We start from the raw sequence: 20,878 nt of genomic DNA, 5'->3' as shown, positions 1-20,878 counted from the left end.
TGTCTTCAAAGATCATCATAACAGATTTGCGGGTATAAAAATCGTGCTTTGTACGAATAAATAACACGAAAAAGAAAAACCTATAGGTAAATCATTAAAGGAGGCACTTTGTTCATGTTCAACAAGAAAAAAAGCGCAATTGCCGCTTTTCTTCTCCCGTTATTATTTGTCACCGGATGCGGAATGGCGAATCAGGGGGAGAATGGCCGCAACAACGATAATTTTAGAAACGTCACATACAGGGATAACCGCGATGCTAATGACCGTACCCCAGTGGACAATGTCGCAGATAGAAACAATGTCAGAGACGTCAATGATGTCAACAATGTAAATGATGATAACCGCAATGGAAACAATATGAGAGAGGCTGACGATATCGCCGACAAAATCACTGACATGAAGGAAGTTAACAATGCGACTGTCATCGTGACAGACAACAATGCTTATGTGGCGGTTGTATTGACGGGAAATAAGCAAGGAGATGTTACGCAAAGTTTGAAAAAGAAAATTTCCGACAAGGTCAAAGCAACAGACAAAAGCATTAATAATGTCTATGTTTCGGCTAATCCGGACTTTGTTGACCGGATGACCGATTATGGAAGAAGAATTCAAAAGGGCGAACCAATCAAAGGTTTGTTTGATGAATTTGGCCAAATGACCCGCAGGGTGTTCCCTGAGCAAAAATAACACCAGGTTGAAAAAGGCAGACGATTTAAAAATCGCCGGCCTTTTTTATTTTGGCCGAAAGCACACATTTAGAGTTCCCTGCATAAAGTAAGAGACACACTCTTAAAATGGGGGTGCAGCGGTGGGGAAACGTGTGAAAGCGGCCCTCGTTCTATTGGCGGCGGGCATATTGTTTGCAGCCGTTTTTCATCAAGAAAAGGCGGGCGATATCCCCGTTTCCGGAGGCCCGGAAACGCAGGGACTGCTCAAGGCGAAGGAGATGACTCATTTTCGCCAGGTCACTATGTATTATTCAGATCAGGAAAAGCCTCTGCTGAATCTGACGAAACAGACGCTGAACGATGCCGAAGACCTCAGCCGGACGCTGTTTCAAAACCTGCGTTTATACGGGATTGATCTCGTCTTTTTTTCAAGCCGAAAGGAAATCGAAGCATTTTCAAGGCTGTCAAAAAGGCTGTCAAATATCACAGGCTTTTATTCGGACGAAGCGCGAATGATCGGACTGCTTCCCGAGGAACGGGAGCGCCTTCTCAAAGGAGAGGGATTTGCCGTTTTTCTTTATGAGCGGGTGCTGATTCATGAATATACCCATTATGCCTTTCATGAAAAGCTCAGGGAGCTCGGATCTGAGCCGGGAGATTATCCGCTTTGGTTTCATGAGGGCGTCGCGGAATGGGCTGCCGCTCATGATACGGCATATGTGCGGGCGCTGCCGGCCGTCGTTCCGTTTGCCAAACTAGAGACGGACCGGCAATGGAAAAAAATGCGCGAGGAGTATGAAGCGGACATTTATTTGCAGAGCTATTACATGATTGATGAGCTTGTCAGAAAAAAAGGCAAAAGCGTCATCCTCGATATCATGAAAGAAACGGCGGAGGGCAAAACCTTCGAACAAGGCTTCAAAGCGGCCGTCAACGAGGATATATCACAGTTTGAAGAGGAGTTTAGACGAAAATATGATCACGAAGAAAAAACGGCATTGGGCCTTCCAATGCCGTTTTCTTTGTTAATGAATGGGTCCCTGCTGCCCTGCGCCTTTGGTTGGCATCTGCATTTGGCCTTGGACCGGGGCGTAAAGGGAAAGCATTTTTTGCATGTCCTGGGGAGCGAGCTGCGGAACCTGATAATAGCCGTGCTTGTTTTGATAAACAAAAACTTCGTAGGCCATTTCAATATAATGCGGAATTTGGTCTGCCAGCACCCTTCTGCAAACCGGGTTTGTCACTTCCGGAGCAGCCATCGCCAAAGCCGAAGTGCCTGATTTAAGCAAGCCGAGCATGAAGCTGCTGATGCACGCATCATCAATTTGCTGAGGAGACATCTTCGGCTTTTTCGGCTGGGTTTCCTTTAAGCCGTATACGAATTGACGGTTCTCTTTCATCATATAAGTAGCGGTTTCCTGGCTTGGCTTTTGTCCCGTCCGGAAGCACTCCGCCGTAAGATTGTACTGTGACAAAATAAATTGATGCTGTCTGTCTAAAATGTCCATCAGCTCACGATCCTGGACATGCTGTCTGAACATCATGTACTGCTCAAGGATGCCGATCATACCGGACAGCACTTCGTGCATGTCAAAAACCTCGTGGCCTCCGTGATTCATGTGCTGCATTCCTTCGTTGCCCTGGTTGATTTGCATTTGATCCTGGTTTTGCTGATCCATTGTGGTATCCTCCTTCAATTTAGTACAGGAGTTATTTTTTGTCTGAACCTGCATTTTTATTCAAAAAAGGAGTATTCGCTGGAATGGATTTAAAGGGATTTTGTGCGAACCGTCGAATAAAGTAGTTCAGATGAACAAATAAAAAAGGGTTCATTAGCCGAATCCTCCTTAGGGTTTAGCCCGCGAACAATGGCGGTCTCCGGATCTAAGGACAGATCCATGTCAGATCCCCCGTTTGTTTACGGACGAAAGGCCGGCGAAAGTAAAAAATGATCGTGCCCAAATCAGAAGGCTCCCCCAAATTTCGGAGCTTATGAAGCGGGCCGGTTTTTCGTCATGAAAGCTTGTTGAAGGAAAGGAAGTGTACTCTCTAACATCCCTTACCGCCTCTCCGCGTTAATCTGTAAGGATTCTCCCTCCGGAAAAACCGTATCAGCTGCCAAAGCATTTATTTTCATCATGATTCTTGAGAAAAAAAGGTTTGTTTCCTTTTTTATTTTGCGCTTAGAAAAGGAGGATTTTATATGCTGGGCTCAAGTGAAACAATCGGAAAACTATCAGGTTTATTTTCTGATGCTGAAACTGTGTATCCAAAGGTGCAAACGGACGTATATAAAAAAATCCATGAACTAAGTGAATTCCACAAACTGGATGACATCTATCTGTCATTGATCGATCAGTATGTAAATCCGTGCCTGATCCTCAACGACAGGGGAGAAATCGTGGCGTCTTCGGTCAGTGCAGATCAATTTTTAAAATGTTCAAAAGGAAACAGCTGCCGCGTTTTTCCCGCCGGCCTCTCCGTTCCTGTCAGCTCAGCTTTGCAAAAGGCAAGAAAAGAAAAAAGGGAAGTCGAGTTCAATCATGTTCCGGTTTATTTGAACGGAAAGCTTTCTTTCGTCACCTTGAAGCTGAAGCGTTTCCCCCGCCAATACCATACGCTTTACGTGCTGTTTATGAAAGAAGAAAAAACGGGGACAAACAAGCAGCCGCCTATTGAAGATGACGAAGACCAGACCCATCCCGACATTCGGCATTTGTACCGGATGATAAAGGATCTTGAGGCTTCTAATGAAGCATTGACCGCCGCCAATCAAAAGCTTATGACCGCAAACAGGGAATTGATCACGATCAATCAGACATTTGAAAGGAAAATTGAAGAGCTGTCTTCCCTCAATGACCATTTGGACCATCTGCTGATCAACACGAACATAGCCGCGCTTTTTTTGGACGGGAATTTGAACGTGAAATGGTTCACTCCTGAAGCGGCAAAGACGCTCAAATTGAAGCAGAGTGACACAGGCAGACCGATAGGCGATCTCAGTGGTCTGTTCAAATATGCCGATTATACGGAAGACTTAAAAAGGACGCTGGTTGAGAAAAAAACGATTCAAAAGGAAATAAAAGCGGGGAACGGCGACTGGTACGCCGTTAAAATGATCCCTTCCTATTCGGGCGAAAATGCGAAGGGGATCGTGATGACGTTTTCAAATATTACCGAGCTGAAAATGACGAATGAGGCGCTGCATATCAGCGCTCAGGCGATTGAACGAAGCCCGGCCAATATTTTGATCGCTTCTGTCGACGGAACCGTCCAATATGCGAATAGACGGTTTTGTCAGCTGATCGAAAAAGAACAGGTCGAGATCATCGGCGAACAGGTTCAAGCTTTGTACGAACAGCATTTTATGTGTGATGAACTTTCTGCCCGTTGGAAACTGGCCGCTGAAAAGCAGCCCTGGTCCGGCGAGATTCATTATCAAGATAAGAAAGGCCGAGACAGGTGGGAGCAGTTTTCGCTCGTTCCCGTGGAGGACAGGATGGGGAATGTGCAGCAGATTCTGCAGATTTCCGAAGATATCACGAATGAGAAGCAGTCTGAAAAAATGCTTATCAAATCGGAAATGCTTTCAGCAGTCGGACAGCTTGCAGCAGGCATCGCCCATGAAATCCGCAACCCTCTTACATCGCTGAGAGGATTCCTCCAATTGATGATTCAGACGAAAACATACGAGAAGGAATACGCCGAAGTGATGATGTCGGAATTCATCAGGCTTGAGTCGATCATCAACGAGTTTCTCGTATTGGCGAAAACAAAATCGGCGACATTTGATCAGGTTCAGGTGAACACGCTCCTCAACGATGTCTGCATGATTTTGGAATCGCAAGCCGTTTTGAACAATGTGCGGATCGAGAAGGAGCTGAGCGAGGAGCTTCCTGAGATTCTCGCAGTTTCAAACGAACTGAAACAGGTGTTTCTTAACATTCTTAAAAACGCGATCGAAGCGATGGAACATGCCGAAGGAGCGATTTCCATCCGCTCATACAGGGAAAAAGACAGCGTCTTCATTACCTTTGAAGATCAAGGCAAAGGCATTTCGAAAGAAGCGCTGGAAAAGCTCGGCGAGCCTTTTTACACGACGAAAGAAAAAGGTACGGGCCTCGGGCTCATGGTTACGTTTAAAATCATCGAAAATCACGGGGGAAGCATTCATTTTGAAAGTGAAGAAGGCAAGGGAACGAAGGTGACATTGAAACTTCCGGCTAAAGAATGAGAATAAGGTCAGCCCTGTTCTCATTCTTTTTTAAAATGTTTACAAAATCCTTATATGGATTTTATAAACCTCAGGTACATTTGACAGGAAGCAACAAAAAAGGGGGCGGTTATATGGTCAAAATGTTAAAGAAGCGTTTTGCGCCTTTGGCGGTGATCGCAATGTTTATGGCGTCATCGTTCCTCGCGCCGTATACGCAGGTCTCTCGAGGAGAGGAGCAGCCGATAACGGTAAAGGAAGCGATCCGCAATAACTCGGGAAGCGCTAATGTTGAAGGGTATGTCGTCGGCCACACCGTTTCGAAAGGAAACTACAGATTCACGGGCCCATTTGCGAATGATTACAACATGGCAATCGCTGATCAAAAAGATGAAACATCGCCTGAGAATATACTTCCCGTTCAAATTCCCGCAGCATTCAGGAGCCAATTCGGCTTAAAAACGAATCCGCACCTTATCGGAAAAAAACTGATCGTCAAAGGAGAACGTTCCTCATATTTTCATTCCCCGGGTTTAAAATCTGTTCAATCCATCAAGCTGACGGAGGGCAGCGGAGAACCTTCCCGCCCGGACGTAACGTCGATAGCGAAAGCACGCAAGCGCATGAATGAAACCGTCACAATCAAAGGGACCGTCACGGCGAACCAGTCTGCGATAGGCGGCGGGAAACTGTCAACCTACATGCAGGATGATACGGGGGGAATCAACATTTTTTCTCCTTCCCAAGCTGATTTTCCGGAGCTGAAGGAAGGGATGAACGTTTCGGTCACTGGAAAAGTCGCGTCATATAAAGGGCTGACAGAAATCATTCCCGCTCCCGGCGGAATCGATGTAACAGGTGAAGGTGCGACTCTGCCGAATCCGTACTTGCTGACCATAGAAGAACTGAAACACGCAGAAATCGGAGAGCAATATGAAGGGCGCCTCGTGAAAATAAAAGGATTTATTGAAACAATGCCTGATTCCCCGGCTGGGGGAGGCTGCAACATCACGATGATCGATGCAAGCTACAACCCGCTGACGCTCCGGGTAATGGAAGACACGAATGCCGTTCATTTGATTGAACAAGGCAAATGGTTTGAGGTTACTGGGATTTTAAGCCGTTATGATACGCTTCAGCTGCTGCCGAGAAAGCGGGAGGACATCAAAAAGCTGGACGGGATCGATAATCCGCCTCCCGTTTCGGAAGGGGAGTATGAAGGCGTTGTGGACCGCGTCGTTGACGGGGATACGATCCACTTGAAGGAACCGGTGCTCGGGACGACAAAGGTGCGATTGATGAATATGGATACGCCTGAAACGTATCATACACCAAAAAACGAGCTGGATGAAAACCAGCTGAAACACGGAAACCGTGCGAAACAATACTTGCAGTCGATGTTGTCAAGCGGAGACAAGGTAACCGTAAAAGTCGGCAAAGAAGCGAAGGACAGCTACGGCAGGCTGCTCGCCCAGGTCATGACAGAAGATGGCGTAAACACGAATTTGGAACTCGTCAAAAAAGGGCTGGCTGTGACATATTTTATTTGGCCTGTCAGCAGCTGGACGGACTACAGGCTGTTCCAACAGGCGGTCAAAAAAGCGAAAGACGAGCGGCTTGGCATGTGGGACCCGGATGACCCGCTTCTTGAACTGCCGTTTGAATTCCGTGCAAGAGAACAGGGGAAAGGGCTGACAAGGTATGTCGGCGACTCGGAGGACAAAACGTATGTAGCGCCTGACAAATGGCGCGAGGTTCCGGTTGAAAGGAGAATCTTCTTCGCATCTTCAGAGGAAGCGGAAAGAGCCGGCTATACGAAGAAGGAAAACAGCGGAAATATCTCTTTGCGCCTTTTAAGCATGAACGACCTGCACGGCAAAATCGATCAGCAGTATAAGCTTGATCTCAACGGTGACGGACAAACGGACGGAACCTTCGGCAGAATGGACTATGCGGCAGCTTTAATAAAAGAGCGGAAAGCCGAGCGGAAAAACACGCTCCTCGTTCACGCGGGAGATATGATTGGCGGAAGCTCGCCTGTATCCTCTTTGCTTCAAGACGAACCGACGGTCGAACTCATGGAGGAAATCGGCTTTGATGTGGGCACGGTCGGAAACCATGAATTTGACGAAGGGACAGATGAGCTTCTTCGAATCCTGCGCGGCGGAGAGCATCCGGAAGGCAAAGGGACGAAAGGCTACGACGGGCAGAATTTTCCTCTCGTCTGCGCCAACTGCAAGCTGAAAAACAGCGGTGCCGCCTTTTTGCCTCCGTATGAGATTTTTGACGTGGAGGGCGTTCCGGTTGCTTTCATTGGAGTGGTTACAAGGTCTGCCGCCGATATGGTAATGCCTGACGGTATCAAGGACATCGAATTCACCGATGAGACAAAAGCTGTCAATCAGGCCGTTAGTGAATTAAAGAAAAAAGGCGTACGCTCAATCGCCGTGCTTGCTCATATGACGGCTTCGCAACATGGCACCGGCGTAACGGGTGAGTCAGCCGAGCTTGCAAAAAAGGCGGATCCTGAAGTAGATGTGATTTTTGCCGGGCATAATCATGAAGAAGTAAACGGCGAGGCAGGCGGGGCTTTAATCGTTCAAGCCTCCGAATACGGCAAAGCGATTGGTGTTGTTGATTTGGAAATCGACAGGGACACGAAGGATATCGTCCGAAAAAAGGCGGAAGTGGAATACGTCAACCAGGAAGCGATCAGTCCCGATCCGGCTGCAGCCGGCATATTAAAAAAATATGAGCAGATGGTCGGCCCGATCATCGGAGAAAAAATCGGTGAGGCGGCTCATGATATGGCCGGCGGATATTCAAACGACGGGGATACCCCGCTCGGAAATTTAATCGCCGATGGAATGAAGCATGCGATGAGCTCTGACTTTGCCTTAATGAACGGCGGCGGAATCCGCCAAGACTTAAAAAAAGGCACGATTACATGGGGAGATGCTTTCAATATCCAGCCATTCGGAAACGTCCTGGTCCAGCTTGAGATTAAAGGAAGGGATTTGTATGACATCATCGATGCGCAAATTTCTCCGGTATACGGTCCTGACTACAGCATCAGCGGCTTTACATACACCTGGGATCCAAAAACAAACAAAACGGCCGAAATCCTCTTAGAGGACGGCTCACCGATTGACAAAGACCGAACCTATACGGTAACCGTCAATCATTTTATGGCATCTGCATCAGGCAGCAAATATCAGCCGATTTCCCGGCTTGGAAAAAACCCGGTGACAGGGCCAGAAGATATCGAGGCAACGGTGCAATTTATCAAAAGCTTTAAAGAACCGATATCGTATACCTCCGAAGGGAGAATTAAAAAGCTCGGGGCAGACGGAGGCGCGGGAGAGAAACCGGGAAACGGCGGCAGTGAACCGCCTGATGATGATCCGAACGGTTCCTTGCCCGGAGAAGATGAAAAACCTGATGATGCAGCCGGCTTTTTGCCGGGTCCGACAAATGGTGCAAATAGATTTTTGCCCGGGCGGGGCGGAGACATACTAAGCGGCAGACAAACGCCTTCTCAAGGCAGCCATACAGCAAAACATTCGGACGGAATATTTCCGGGGAAAAGAAGCGATGACGAACAAAACCGGCATTTCCTTCCGGATACCGCTGCGTATTTGTACAGGCCGTTATTTTTAGGGATTCTGCTCCTTTTCTCCGGTATAATGGTTTATATGCGGAAAAAGGGGTCATCCAATCTATGAAAATGAAGGTCTTTTCCTTGCTGCTTATTGCAGCCGGTTTATTGATTATCGTTTACGGCGGCTGGAAAATATACGACACGAACAGACAAACGGAAGATTCATTGACAGAGGCCAAAAAGTCGGTCGCCGCGGGAGGCTCCCTTGACGGATCGTCTGCCGGATCGTTCAAACCTGCAACAGGAGAAGCTGTCGGCATTTTATACATTCCGAGATTAAAAGCCGAATTGCCGATCGTGGAAGGTACGAGCGCCGAAGATTTAGAAAAAGGCGTCGGCCATTATAAAGGCAGCTACTACCCGAAGCAGAACGGCCAAATTGTTCTTTCCGGGCACAGGGACACGGTTTTTCGCAGAACGGGGGAGCTTGAACTCGGAGACCGGCTGGAAGTAGAAGCGCCGTATGGCCGTTATGCATACGAAATCATCAAAACAAAAATCGTTGATCAAGACGATACTTCGATCATTACGCTGCAAAACAAAAAAGAGGAATTGGTGTTGACGACGTGTTATCCGTTTTCTTACATCGGAAACGCGCCGCAGCGCTATATTATATACGCGAAGCCGCTTTAAGAAAGCAACGGCTGTCACATGGCTGACAGCCGTTTTCTTATTCGTGACAAATTGCTTATTTCACGAGGATTCCAAAGGAATATGGAGCAAACTTGAGGATACGGCAGTTGAACAGAGGACACTTGCATTCACAAATATTTCACATCTAATATGGCTGCTTCATCAGCTTTAGGTTTTTCAGATGATCATTTATAATATAAATGTTAAATTTTTCTGAAAAAACAAAAATAAATTTAACGATTTTAATGTTTTTAACGAAATTGTGGAGGTGCAGTTGTTGCTGAAACTGGAAAACGTCTCAAAGGTGTATAAAGGAGGCAAAAAAGCTGTAAACGGCATTCATTTGGATATCGCAAAAGGCGAATTTATCTGTTTCATCGGCCCGAGCGGCTGCGGAAAAACGACGACGATGAAAATGATCAACCGCCTGATCGAACCGACGTCAGGCAGCATCTATATTGACGGTGAAAATATCATGACTCAGGACGCCGTCAAGCTTCGCCGAAAGATCGGCTATGTTATTCAGCAAATCGGGCTTTTTCCGCACATGACGATTCAAGAGAACATTTCGCTCGTTCCGAAGCTGCTAAAATGGCCTCAGGATAAACGGAAAGAACGGGCGCGCGATCTGTTAAAACTCGTTGATATGGGTCCGGAATATTTGGAGCGCTACCCTCACGAACTGAGCGGGGGACAGCAGCAGAGAATCGGCGTTTTGCGGGCGCTTGCCGCCGGGCCGCCGTTAATTTTAATGGATGAACCGTTCGGCGCGCTCGACCCGATTACCCGTGACACGCTCCAGGAAGAGTTTAAAAAATTGCAGAAAACATTAAACAAAACGATCGTTTTTGTGACCCATGATATGGATGAAGCGATCAAGCTTGCGGACCGGATTGTCATTTTAAAAGACGGCGAGATCGTCCAGGTCGGCACTCCCAATGACATCTTGCGGTACCCTGCAAACGATTTTGTCGAAGATTTTATCGGAAAAGACAGGCTCATTCAATCGACCCCCGAAATCGAACGTGTGGAACAGATCATGAATGCCGATCCCGTCACGGTAACGGCTGATAAAACGTTGTCAGAGGCGATTCAGATCATGAGGCGGCACCGCGTCGACTCGCTGCTTGTCGTCGATGAAAAGCGGCGGTTTCGCGGATATGTCGATGTTGAAATCATCGATCAGATGCGCAGAAAAGCAAAGCTTGTCGGCGAGGTTGTCCATACCGACATTTATACGGTGAAAAAACACGAGCTTCTTCGCGATGCCGTAAGGAAAATTTTAAAACGGGGCATCAAATTTGTGCCTGTCGTCGATGAGCACAACCGCCTCACAGGCATCGTCACAAGAGCGAGCCTCGTCGAAATCGTATACGAATCGATTTGGGGAGAAGAAAATCTGTTGAGTGCAGGAGGTGCTTCGTTTGGCTGAAGCTCTTCATTTTTTGCAGACAAACGGCTCAGAACTGCTTTATAAAACATGGGAGCATTTTTATATTTCGTTCATCGCTCTATTCCTCGGAATCATTGCGGCGGTTCCTCTCGGCGTGCTGTTGACGAGAATGAAAAGGGGAGCGGGTGCTGTCATCGCGGTTGTGAATGTCATTCAGACGCTGCCGAGCCTTGCGATTTTGGCATTTTTTATTCCGCTTTTAGGAGTTGGAAAGGTGCCGGCGATCGCAGCTTTATTTTTCTATTCAGTCCTACCGATTTTACGAAACACATATACAGGGATAAAAAGTGTGAACGGCAATTTATTGGAGTCGGGAAAAGGAATCGGTATGACTGCATGGGAACAGATCCGCCTCGTGGAGCTGCCGCTGTCGGTTCCGGTGATTATGGCAGGAATCAGGACATCGGCGATTTATTTGATCGGCTGGGCGACTTTGGCATCTTTCATCGGCGGCGGCGGTCTTGGCGACTATATTTTCATCGGGCTTAATTTGTACCAGCCGGAATATATCATCGCAGGCGCCGTACCGGTTACGCTTCTCGCCATGATAACCGACGCTGTATTATCACGGACGGAACGAAAAGTGACGCCGAATGGGCTAAAAGGGCTGAAAGAAGTTTCATAAGGAGTTGGAAGAATATGATCATGACATATGTCAGGAGAATACTGATCGCCGCGTCTTTCATCATGCTCAGCGCCTGCGCGCTCCCAGGACTAAAAGGAGACGCCGGACAAACGATAAAGATCGGGGCGCAAAGCATGAGTGAATCGGAAATCATCGCAAGCATACTCGCTCAGCTGATCGAACACAACACAGGTTTACAAACGGAAACGATCAAAAACCTCGGGTCCAATGCGGTGCAGCAGCAGGCTTTACAAAAGGGCGAAATCGATGTGGCGGCAACCCGCTACACAGGGGATGCCTTAACGGGAACGCTGAGGATGAAGCCTGAAAAGGATCCGGAAAAGGCGCTCAAGCTGACGCAAAAGGAATTTGAAAAACGGTATCAAATGAAATGGTTTGATTCGTACGGGTTTGATAACACCTATACGTTCACCGTGACACGGGAATTGGCGGAAAAACATCACCTTGAAACGATATCCGATTTGAAAAGGGACGCATCCCATTATAAGCTTGGCGTCGACAACTACTGGATGAAAAGAGAGGGAGACGGATACAACGCTTTTATGAACGATTATCGCATCGCATTCGGCTCCACGTATCCGATGCAGATCGGCCTTGTCTATGACGCGGTAAAAAACGGGAAGATGGACGTCGTTCTCGCGTATTCGACAGACGGGCGGATTAAAGCGTACAATTTGAAAATGTTAAAAGACGATAAACGGTTTTTCCCGCCGTATGACTGCTCTCCCGTCGTTCCCGAGAACGTGCTGAAGGAGCACCCGGAGCTTGAAGGCGTTATCGATAAGCTGATCGGAAAAATCGACACGGAGACGATGCAGGAACTGAACTATGAGGTTGACGGAAAGCTCAAGGAGCCGTCTGTTGTCGCCAAGCAGTTTTTAGAAAAACATCACTATTTTGAGTGAAACGGAGGGATCGATGGCAATGGATGTCTTGCAGCAGCTTGGCATGTATTATGCGCATAACGGCGGCTATGTTCTTGAAGAATGTTACAGGCATTTTCTGATGTCAGCCTACGGCGTGCTGATTGCGGCAATTGCCGGCATTCCGGCGGGAATTTTCATCGCCCGCTATCAAACATTGAGCGGCTGGATTTTTACCGTAACGAATGTGATTCAAACGATTCCGGCACTGGCGATGCTCGCCGTTTTGATGCTTGTGCTTGGCCTCGGAGCGAATACGGTGATCGTCTCGCTGTTTCTCTATTCGCTTTTACCGATTATCAGGAACACTTATACTGGGATCAAAAGCATTGACCACGCCTATTTAGAAGCCGCAAAAGCGATGGGCATGACGAAATTGCAGGTGCTTCGGATGGTGGAGCTTCCGCTTGCCTTGTCCGTCATCATGGCAGGTTTGAGAACCGCGCTTGTCATCGCGATCGGAATAACGGCAATCGGAACATTCGTCGGGGCGGGCGGTCTTGGCGATATCATCATCAGGGGATCGAATGCAACAAACGGAACGGCGATTATTTTGGCGGGGGCGATCCCGACCGCCCTCATGGCGGTTATCGCCGATCTTCTCATGAGCTGGCTGGAACGGACACTTTCCCCGCTTAAAGGAAAACATTAAATGCAAAAGGATGATCTTAATACCTTCACAGGATCATCCTTTTGCGTGATCATAGCAGCTCCGCTATTGCGGCAGCGGTTTTCAAATCATCGGGAAGCGGGGCTTTGACGGTCAGACGTTCACCGCTGATCGGATGGGTGACGCTGATTTCTGCGGCGTGCAGCGCCTGCCTTTTCAGGAGGCCGGTTGAGCCGCCGTACAGCGCGTCTCCTGAAATGGGATGGCCGATATGGGAAAGGTGAACCCGGATTTGATGGGTTCTGCCCGTTTCGAGCCGCAGCTCGCACAATGAGACATCGTATTTTGGCCGGTAGCCTTTTACTTCATAATGGGTAACGGCCGGCTGTCCTGTCGGGGATACCCTTCTTCTGACAGGATGGTATCTGTCCCTTCCGATCGGGTTTGCAATGGTTCCTTTTTTGTTTTTGAAGGCGCCTTCCGCTATGGCGATATATGTTCTTGCCAGCTCTTTCCTTTGCAGCTGTTCGTCCAATAGTGCGTGGGCAAGGCGGTGCTTGGCGAATACGACCGCCCCGCTCGTATCTTTATCAAGGCGATGGACATGGCGGATTTTTCGTTCCGCACCGTATGTTTGATCGTAGAATGCGACAAGATTGCTGAGCGTTCCTGTCTGCCCCTTTTCGTTAGGATGCGTCGCCATGCCAGGGGGCTTATTCACGATCAGCATATGTTCATCCTCGAATAAAACGGACAGTTCGCCGTACTCGGGAATAACGCCGCTGTCTTCTTCTTCTCTAAGATCGATGTCGATTCTGTCCCCCTTTTTCAGCCGCACGTTGTCAGATACCGCTTTATGATTGATTTTTATTTTTTGATTGACGGTCCAATATTGAATGACCGGCTTGGAAGCTTTCGTTTCCCGCTTCAAAAACGTAAACAAATGGACGCCGTCGTGGCGGCTGTCTGCAAGGAAAGTCAAGCCGCGATATTGTTGGTTCATTTTTACTCTCCTTTCTGTCTAAAGCCTTTCAGCCGTCAGGAAACACTTACCTTCACAGCCCCGGGTTTTTGTATGCTATTCTGTTTGAAGAGATTTCAACAAGGGATGAAGGGTGATACATATGCGCATTGTGAAAGCAGCAACAGAAGAACAGGAAATCTATATTGAAGAACTTGTCTCAGAGCTTTATCAAGTATTTCCGATTTACTTTAGCAAACAACAATTGAAAGAGCTGAAACAGCAGGGTGTGCTCGATTTTAAGGAGCATGTATACAAGGGGACGCTCGATGAAGCATTTCAGATCATCACCAGCCTGCAGCTGATCCACACATTGCTTACAAAATCGAAACGACAATGGGTATTAAAAGACCGCGAGCTTTTTGATAAAAACAGCCGGAAGCTCAATACTTGCGGCCTGCACTTTCCGTTAACATCGTCCGACTTCCATATCCCGCACAGTGAAAAACAGGAATTGCTGATGTAATGAGCTTTCCCCCAGGGGAGAGCTCTTCTTTTTTATGAAAAGACTATAAAGGAAAAATACGAAAAACACAAGGATGGTTTCAACTTCCTTTGTAGCCTGTTCGTTGTCTGTGCATACTAACAACCGAAAGGGGTGCAGTCTATTGAATAAAGTCAGCAATGCGATGTCAAAGCAGGTGGTGACGGTTTCATCGAATCAGACGGTAAAAGAAGCGGCGGAACTGATGAGCCGGCATAATGTCGGAGCGATTCCGGTCGTTGACCAGGGTGTATTGAAAGGGATGATCACTGATCGCGACATTACGCTCAGAACCACGGCTCAAGGCCAGGACGGCCAGACACCGGTCTCTGATGTCATGACGACGGATGTTGTATCAGGCAATCCGAACATGAGCCTTGAAGAAGCGTCACACCTTATGGCACAGAGTCAAATCCGGCGTCTGCCGATTGTGGATAACAATCATTTAGTCGGCATTGTCGCGCTTGGGGACCTCGCGGTAAACGAGTTGTCAAACGAGTCTGCGGGACAGGCGCTCACGAACATTTCCACTCCGACTCAAACGCAATAAAGCAAAAAGAGCTTGCCGAAATGAGCAGGCTCTTCTTGTGTTTAACATAACATTTTTGAATGCTCCGGGCTTTTCAAGGGAAAGTAAGAAGGATACAATTAGTGTGCAAACAGGCAAAAGGAGTTGGACAAAGCACGATGATAAAAGCAGTGATCTTTGATTTTGACGGCCTTATTTTAGATACAGAAACACACGATTATGAAGTGCTTCAAGAAATTTTTGAAGAGCACGGCTCAGCTCTTCCGATGTCGGTATGGGGGAAGGTGATCGGAACGGCTGCAGGCTTTCAGCCTTTTGTTTACCTGGAAGAACAGGTGCAAAAGAAGCTTGATCAGGAAAGGCTGGAAAGCTTGCGGAAAGAACGCTTTTTGAAACGGCTTGAAAGCGAAAAAGCGCGCCCCGGAGTCGAGGCCTACTTGACGGCGGCAAAAGAACTCGGACTAAAAATCGGCCTTGCGTCAAGCTCTGATTATAAATGGGTATCACAGCATTTGAAGCAGATCGGCCTGTACGACGATTTTGAATGCATCAGAACGGCCGATGACGTTGAGGAGGTCAAGCCGAATCCGGAGCTGTACTTGCAGACAGCCGAGTGCCTCGGCGTACAGCCTGGGGAATGCCTCGCTTTCGAGGATTCCGTCAACGGATCGATGGCGGCAAAGCGCGCTGGAATGAAGTGTGTCATCGTGCCGAATAAAGTGACGAAAAGCCTGCTGTTCGAGCATTATGATCACCGCCTTGAATCGATGGCGGAAATGGAGTTGGAACAGCTTATCAAAAAAGTGTCTGATCAAGCTTAGCCAAGCGAGAGGAGGAAGAGACGTGTCTGAAAAATTGGATCTTTCCCGTTTTGAAAAAAAGATCGTCATCCGCAATATCGAAGAAAAAGACATTGAAAGCATCATTGAGCTTCAGGAGCTTTGTTTTCCGGGGATGGTTCCTTGGAAGCGGGAGCATCTGGAAAGCCATCTTCAGTATTTTCCGGAAGGGCAGTTCTGTGCGGAGCTTGAAGGGGAAGTGATCGGCTCCTGCTCCAGCCTCTTGATCAATTTTGACGAATATGACGACCGTCATACATGGCAGGATATCACAGATGACGGCTATATTACGAATCACAACCCCGACGGCCTGAACATGTACGGCATTGAAGTGATGGTTCATCCCGAATACAGAAGAATGAAAATCGGCCACCGCCTTTATGAAGCGCGAAAGGATCTGGCGAGGCGGCTCAACTTAAAGAGCATCATCATCGGCGGCCGGATTCCGAACTATCACAAATACGCCTCTGAGATGACGCCGAGGCAGTACGTCGAACAGGTCATTCACCATCAGATTTATGATCCGGTGCTGTCGTTTCAGCTGCTGAACGGCTTTACGATGATGAGGATCAATCCGAACTATCTGCCGGATGACAAGGCATCGAGCAAATATGCGACATTGATGGAGTGGAATAATGTCGACTATATGCCGCAAAGCAAACGCTACTACAAATCGGCCTTCCCGGTAAGGATTTGCGTGATTCAATACGAAATGAAGCAGATTCATTCGTTTGAAGAGTTCGCCAACCAAGTCGAGTACTATGCAGATGTCGCATCAGACGCGGGAGCCGATTTTGCTGTTTATCCGGAAATTTTCACGACGCAGCTGATGTCTTTTCTTGAGGAGCGTTCCCCGAGCCTTGCCGTTCAGCGGATTACCGAATATACGGAGGATTACATCAGCTTGTTCACAGACCTTGCCGTCAAATACAACGTCAATATTATCGGCGGCTCCCATTTTGTCGAAGAGGAAGGGAAAATCTACAACATTGCTTATCTATTCAGAAGAGACGGCACGATTGAAAAGCAATATAAGCTTCATATCACGCCGAATGAACGGAAATGGTGGGGGATCAGCAGGGGAGACGAGGTGCGTGTGTTTGACACAGATTGCGGAAAGATCGCGATTCAGATTTGCTATGACATCGAGTTCCCCGAGCTTGCCAGAATCGCAACGGAAAAAGGCGCGAAGATCATCTTCACGCCCTTCTGTACAGAAGACCGCCAAGGGTATTTGCGCGTCAGATACTGCGCTCAGGCGAGAGCTGTGGAAAACCAAGTGTACACCGTCATTTCCGGGACGGTCGGAAACCTGCCGCAAACAGAAAACATGGATATTCAATATGCGCAATCGGCGATTTTTGCGCCTTCCGATTTTGAATTTGCAAGGGACGGAATCGTCGGCGAATGCAATCCGAACATTGAAATGGTCGTCATCGGCGACGTCGATCTGGAAATTCTCAGAAGGCAGCGCCAAGACGGTACGGTCCGTCAGCTGAAAGACAGACGCCACGACATTTACCGGATTCATTATAAAAAATAACGTGTGAACAGCCGGCACCCTAGTGGCCGGCTTTTTGCGATTGACTTTCTGTTTTGTTTTTCATATATTGGATGTATGTAAAGGAGGTGGAAAAGATGAATCAAACTGGTAAGCGCATGACAGACGTGCAAGCCCACTTGTATATTTGTCGCGCAATTTTTTCCGGAGAATGCGTATTACGGGATCAGTCTGCCCTTTTTTACACATTCATGAGGAAAAAATACCAGTGAGAGACATCTGCCCACAATCGGATTTTAACTGCTTTTTGATCTTGACGGCAGCATGTTAGCTCTGCCGTTTTTTTTATGGCCGGATGTCTCTTCGCGAAACGGAGGAAGAGATTCATGGCAGTATGCAGTGTACAAAACGTGACACAGTCATATGGAGGACATGCGGTTCTCAGCGGAGTGTCATGCGAAATAAAACAAGGCGAACGAATCGGTCTGATCGGCCGCAATGGGGAAGGGAAAACGACGCTGTTGAGGCTGATGAGCGGGCAAGTGAAGCCTGATGAAGGACTTGTCACATGGAAGAAGGGAATATCGGCCGGTTTGCTGAAGCAGTCGGCGGCGCATGCCGGGGAACAAACGGTAAAAGAGCTGCTGTTTGATGTGTTTGCTTCATTATGGAATATACAGAACCAGCTGTCTGCCATCGAACGGCGGCTGGCAGAGGAACAAGACGCGGAAACACTCGAACGGCTGCTTGAACGCTATGGTGCGCTGCAGGACGAATTTCAGCAAAAAGGCGGTTACGAGATCAGCTCGCAAATCGAACGCGTCGCCGCCGGCTTGAAGATCAGCCGTCTGCTTGATGCAAAATGGCGGGATGTAAGCGGAGGAGAGCGGACGAAAGTCGGCTTGGCGAGGCTTTTGCTGTCGTCTCCCGATCTGCTTTTATTGGATGAGCCGACAAACCATTTGGATCTGGATGCGGTCGAATGGCTCACAACATTTGTCAAACAGTACAAAGGGACGGCGGTCATCGTTTCTCATGACCGGTATTTTTTGGATGATGTCGCAACGTCCATTTTTGAAATCGACCAGGGAGAGCTTCACGTATACCAGGGGGATTATTCCGGGTATACGATTGAGCGCGAAGAACGCCTGATCAGAGAGTTCCAGCATTATCAGGACCAGCAAAAAAAGATCAAAAAAATGAAGGAAACGATCAAGCGTCTGAAGGAATGGGCAAACAGGGCCAATCCTCCAAACGAGGGACTGCACCGCCGCGCCAAAAGCATGGAAAAGGCATTGGCGCGCATCGATGTTCTAAAAAAGCCCGCACTCGACCGAAAGAAAATCGATCTCGCCTTCAAAATGAACGACCGAAGCGGAAAAGACGTCGTCAAGCTTGAAAATGTGAAAAAGCGCTTTGGAAAACGGGAGCTGTTCAGCGGGTTGCACATGCATGTCCGCTTTCAGGACCGCGTTGCCATCGTCGGCGAAAACGGAAGCGGCAAAACGACGCTCCTTTCGATCATCAGCGGTACTGCGCCGGCTGACAGCGGCGAGGTGCAGCTTGGGAGCAGTTTGTCTGTCGCTCATCTGACCCAGCATGTCTCGGAAATGAATGAAGAGCACTCCGTCCTGGCTGAGTTTCGCGATCAAGTCACTGCGACCGAAGGCGAAGCCCGAATGATGCTGGCGAAGTTTTTGTTTTACGGACACTCCGTGTTTAAAAAAGTGAAGGACTTAAGCGGAGGAGAGCGCATGCGCCTTCGCCTGGCCCAGCTTGTCCATCAGCATCATAACGTGCTGATCCTCGATGAACCGACAAACCATTTGGACATCGAATCAAAAGAAGTGCTCGAAGAGGCGCTCGCCCGATTTCAAGGGACGATTATCGCGGTTTCCCATGATAGATATTTTCTGGACAGGATGTTCAATGTCACGTATTGGCTCAGCGGCGGCCGTCTGACGCGATATGAAGGCAATTATACGTTTGCGAGGGAGAAGCGGCGGAATGAAGGCGAAGATTGAGGAGAGAATGGCGGAGCCTGAATCGGCTCCGCACTTTCCATTGGCTGTTTTTGGTCATTCGTTCCATCTTCCCATTATGATCGTATTGTGGTATTTGCCGTCAGAAAACATTTTGTCATTTTTTAGGATGTCTTCTATCTCAAAACCGTATGTTTGATAGAGTTTAATCGCTTTCTCATTTGTTTCTAACACTTGAAGAGCTATTTTTTTGATTCCACTCGCGTCTGCCCAAAAAATAGATTGCTGCAATAGATTTTTCCCGATGCCGTATCCCCAAAAATCCTTTAACACGCATACCCCGAATTCGGTCTTGTGCGAGAATCTTTTCAAATCTGTTCCTTCGCACCTTGAAAAACCAACGGTCCGGCCTTGAACTTCCGCTACCAAAAATAAATTCCGGGCTTTTTTGCATCGGTTTGTATGATTTGTTCAAACCGCGGCGCATCGATGAACGCTTCTCCTTTTTCCCTGTCCAAATTTTCGGTTTCCCCGTCGATTCGCATCCTTAATTCTGATAATGCTCCTGCGTCTTTTTTTGGCGGCTGACCGAATCGTATAATGCATTCCTTTAACATAAAAATCCCGTTCGCTCATGACCATGGCGGGCTCCCTTCCATTTGATACGCTTATTCTGCTATATTGAAAATAGAGAGAATATTCTTTATCATTAAACATATCACTGAAAGCGGTTTATACATAAAAAGAAGGTGCATCATGGAATTTCTACTCGTTTTGCTCCCTGTTTTCGGAGTATTTGCCATCGGATATGCCGGGCAGAAGCTGCTTGGCTTTGACATTCAAAACCTGTCTAAAATGTCCCTTTATTTAATGTCTCCTTTTTTGGCGTTTGATACGTTTTATGAAAACAAGCTGACCATGGATTATTTGTATATGTCCGTTTTTGCCCTGGGCCTTTGCATCGCTTTGATTCTATTGGTCTATCTCATCTCCTATATGTACAAGTATTCCAATCAGGAACGCTGCGCCCTTATTTTGTCGTCAGCCTTCATGAATTTATGGGACGCCCGTCGTTTTGCTCGTCTACGGTGCAGCCGGACTTGACATTGCCGTTGTGCTGATGGTAATCCAGCAGCTCGTCATGAGTACGATCGGACTCTATTATGCGGCAAAAGGGAGCTCTGAACAAGACGGCTTTAAAACGGTGATGAGCAGGGTGACGCGGATGCCTGTCGCCTATGGGGCGCTGCTCGGAATCGCACTGCAGCTGAGTCATATTTCGATTCCCGAACAGTTCATGACGGCAATTAAATTGGTCGGGGACGCCGCGATTCCGACGATCATGATTATTCTCGGGATGCAGCTCGCGGCGATTTCGTTTAAACATATCGAATATCGAAAAATCTCTTACTCGCTTTTGCTCAAGCTCATCGCATCGCCGCTTATTGCTTTGGGATTTGCCCTTATCCTTCCTGTCAGCGATTTGGTCAAACAGATCATGATCCTGTCGGCGGCCATGCCGACTGCTGCGAATACAACGCTGATGGCCGTTCAATTTGGAACAAAACCGGAAATCGTATCAAGCGCGACCTTTATCAGCACGCTGCTCAGCATCGGCACGCTGCCTGTCGTACTGTGGATGCTTTCCGTATGGGTCTGACCTGAATGTTTCAGGCGGCCCTTTTTATCTTTGAAAAAGGAACTGCATTTCCGAT

Annotated in this window: 15 protein-coding genes and 2 pseudogenes; 14 read left to right on the top strand and 3 right to left on the bottom strand. The window is 47.9% G+C overall.

All coding sequences use genetic code 11. The features are described from left to right. Positions 1-114: 114 nt before the first annotated feature. On the top strand, positions 115-687 hold the full coding sequence (locus MHB78_RS18695; protein WP_046129685.1) for a YhcN/YlaJ family sporulation lipoprotein: 573 nt from the start codon (positions 115-117) through the stop codon (positions 685-687). Between the two features lie 1,006 nt (positions 688-1,693). On the opposite strand, the gene MHB78_RS18690 is transcribed toward MHB78_RS18695, so the two are convergent. Continuing rightward, positions 1,694-2,347, bottom strand: a complete 654-nt coding sequence (locus MHB78_RS18690; RefSeq protein WP_082094046.1) for a spore coat protein — start codon at positions 2,345-2,347, stop codon at positions 1,694-1,696. A gap of 524 nt (positions 2,348-2,871) precedes the next feature. On the opposite strand from MHB78_RS18690, the gene MHB78_RS18685 reads away from it, so the two are divergent. The 7 genes from MHB78_RS18685 to MHB78_RS18655 all read left to right on the top strand — a co-directional run bounded on the left by MHB78_RS18685 (position 2,872) and on the right by MHB78_RS18655 (position 12,849). Then, entirely contained in the window at positions 2,872-4,902 is a 2,031-nt protein-coding gene (locus MHB78_RS18685) for an ATP-binding protein (protein WP_046129687.1), read from the top strand. Between the two features lie 113 nt (positions 4,903-5,015). Beyond that, the gene (locus tag MHB78_RS18680) at positions 5,016-8,606 is read left to right on the top strand and encodes a 5'-nucleotidase C-terminal domain-containing protein (protein WP_046129688.1); all 3,591 of its coding nucleotides are present in this window, start codon (positions 5,016-5,018) and stop codon (positions 8,604-8,606) included. Next, a complete protein-coding gene (locus MHB78_RS18675) occupies positions 8,603-9,175 on the top strand; it encodes a class D sortase (protein ID WP_046129689.1) in 573 nt (190 codons plus the stop codon). Before MHB78_RS18680 ends, MHB78_RS18675 begins: the two co-directional genes overlap by 4 nt. Before the next feature lie 277 nt (positions 9,176-9,452). After that, on the top strand, positions 9,453-10,607 hold the full coding sequence (locus MHB78_RS18670) for a betaine/proline/choline family ABC transporter ATP-binding protein (RefSeq protein ID WP_046129690.1): 1,155 nt from the start codon (positions 9,453-9,455) through the stop codon (positions 10,605-10,607). Next, positions 10,600-11,253 (top strand): ABC transporter permease, encoded by a 654-nt coding sequence (locus tag MHB78_RS18665; RefSeq protein ID WP_046129691.1) that lies wholly within the window; start codon positions 10,600-10,602, stop codon positions 11,251-11,253. Before MHB78_RS18670 ends, MHB78_RS18665 begins: the two co-directional genes overlap by 8 nt. Before the next feature lie 14 nt (positions 11,254-11,267). Next, positions 11,268-12,179, top strand: a complete 912-nt coding sequence (locus tag MHB78_RS18660; RefSeq protein WP_046129692.1) for an osmoprotectant ABC transporter substrate-binding protein — start codon at positions 11,268-11,270, stop codon at positions 12,177-12,179. Between the two features lie 19 nt (positions 12,180-12,198). Continuing rightward, the gene (locus MHB78_RS18655; RefSeq protein WP_046129764.1) at positions 12,199-12,849 is read left to right on the top strand and encodes an ABC transporter permease; all 651 of its coding nucleotides are present in this window, start codon (positions 12,199-12,201) and stop codon (positions 12,847-12,849) included. A gap of 49 nt (positions 12,850-12,898) precedes the next feature. Here the strand turns inward: MHB78_RS18655 and MHB78_RS18650 are convergent, their stop codons facing one another. After that, positions 12,899-13,810 carry an RluA family pseudouridine synthase gene (locus MHB78_RS18650; RefSeq protein ID WP_046129693.1) on the bottom strand — a complete coding sequence of 304 codons (912 nt, stop codon included), beginning with the start codon at positions 13,808-13,810 and terminating at the stop codon, positions 12,899-12,901. 121 nt (positions 13,811-13,931) lie between these two features. On the opposite strand from MHB78_RS18650, the gene MHB78_RS18645 reads away from it, so the two are divergent. From MHB78_RS18645 to abc-f, 5 genes are all read left to right on the top strand, one after another. Beyond that, positions 13,932-14,294, top strand: a complete 363-nt coding sequence (locus MHB78_RS18645) for a DUF5365 family protein (RefSeq protein ID WP_046129694.1) — start codon at positions 13,932-13,934, stop codon at positions 14,292-14,294. 142 nt (positions 14,295-14,436) lie between these two features. Next, complete coding sequence (locus tag MHB78_RS18640) at positions 14,437-14,862, top strand: CBS domain-containing protein (RefSeq protein WP_046129695.1); 426 nt, start codon at positions 14,437-14,439, stop codon at positions 14,860-14,862. Positions 14,863-14,999: 137 nt separating this feature from the next. Then, positions 15,000-15,662: an HAD family hydrolase gene (locus tag MHB78_RS18635; RefSeq protein ID WP_046129765.1), complete on the top strand. Its 663-nt coding sequence runs from the start codon at positions 15,000-15,002 to the stop codon at positions 15,660-15,662. A 22-nt stretch (positions 15,663-15,684) separates the two neighbouring features. After that, positions 15,685-17,223, top strand: a complete 1,539-nt coding sequence (locus MHB78_RS18630; RefSeq protein ID WP_046129696.1) for a carbon-nitrogen hydrolase family protein — start codon at positions 15,685-15,687, stop codon at positions 17,221-17,223. A 344-nt stretch (positions 17,224-17,567) separates the two neighbouring features. Then, positions 17,568-19,205 (top strand): ABC-F type ribosomal protection protein, encoded by a 1,638-nt coding sequence (abc-f, locus tag MHB78_RS18625; RefSeq protein WP_046129697.1) that lies wholly within the window; start codon positions 17,568-17,570, stop codon positions 19,203-19,205. Positions 19,206-19,259: 54 nt separating this feature from the next. On the opposite strand, the pseudogene MHB78_RS18620 reads toward abc-f, so the two are convergent. Then, positions 19,260-19,805 (bottom strand): annotated as a pseudogene (locus MHB78_RS18620) (GNAT family N-acetyltransferase). 114 nt (positions 19,806-19,919) lie between these two features. Here MHB78_RS18620 and MHB78_RS18615 point away from each other — a divergent pair. Beyond that, positions 19,920-20,823, top strand: a pseudogene (locus MHB78_RS18615) (AEC family transporter). Positions 20,824-20,878 lie beyond the last annotated feature (55 nt).

This window comes from Bacillus sp. FSL K6-0138, from assembly GCF_037982765.1.
Lineage (GTDB): Bacteria > Bacillota > Bacilli > Bacillales > Bacillaceae > Bacillus > Bacillus glycinifermentans.
The sequence above is the reverse complement of the archived record's forward strand: the minus strand, read 5'-3'. Positions and strand labels throughout refer to the sequence as shown.

Bases quoted from the DNA above. Each gene is read 5' to 3' on its own strand.
- MHB78_RS18695 (WP_046129685.1), top strand. From the start codon at position 115: ATGTTCAACAAGAAAAAAAGCGCAATTGCCGCTTTTCTTCTCCCGTTA.
- MHB78_RS18690 (WP_082094046.1), bottom strand. From the start codon at position 2,347: ATGGATCAGCAAAACCAGGATCAAATGCAAATCAACCAGGGCAACGAA.
- MHB78_RS18685 (WP_046129687.1), top strand. From the start codon at position 2,872: ATGCTGGGCTCAAGTGAAACAATCGGAAAACTATCAGGTTTATTTTCT.
- MHB78_RS18680 (WP_046129688.1), top strand. From the start codon at position 5,016: ATGGTCAAAATGTTAAAGAAGCGTTTTGCGCCTTTGGCGGTGATCGCA.
- MHB78_RS18675 (WP_046129689.1), top strand. From the start codon at position 8,603: ATGAAAATGAAGGTCTTTTCCTTGCTGCTTATTGCAGCCGGTTTATTG.
- MHB78_RS18660 (WP_046129692.1), top strand. From the start codon at position 11,268: ATGATCATGACATATGTCAGGAGAATACTGATCGCCGCGTCTTTCATC.
- MHB78_RS18655 (WP_046129764.1), top strand. From the start codon at position 12,199: ATGGATGTCTTGCAGCAGCTTGGCATGTATTATGCGCATAACGGCGGC.
- MHB78_RS18650 (WP_046129693.1), bottom strand. From the start codon at position 13,810: ATGAACCAACAATATCGCGGCTTGACTTTCCTTGCAGACAGCCGCCAC.
- MHB78_RS18645 (WP_046129694.1), top strand. From the start codon at position 13,932: ATGCGCATTGTGAAAGCAGCAACAGAAGAACAGGAAATCTATATTGAA.
- MHB78_RS18635 (WP_046129765.1), top strand. From the start codon at position 15,000: ATGATAAAAGCAGTGATCTTTGATTTTGACGGCCTTATTTTAGATACA.
- abc-f (WP_046129697.1), top strand. From the start codon at position 17,568: ATGGCAGTATGCAGTGTACAAAACGTGACACAGTCATATGGAGGACAT.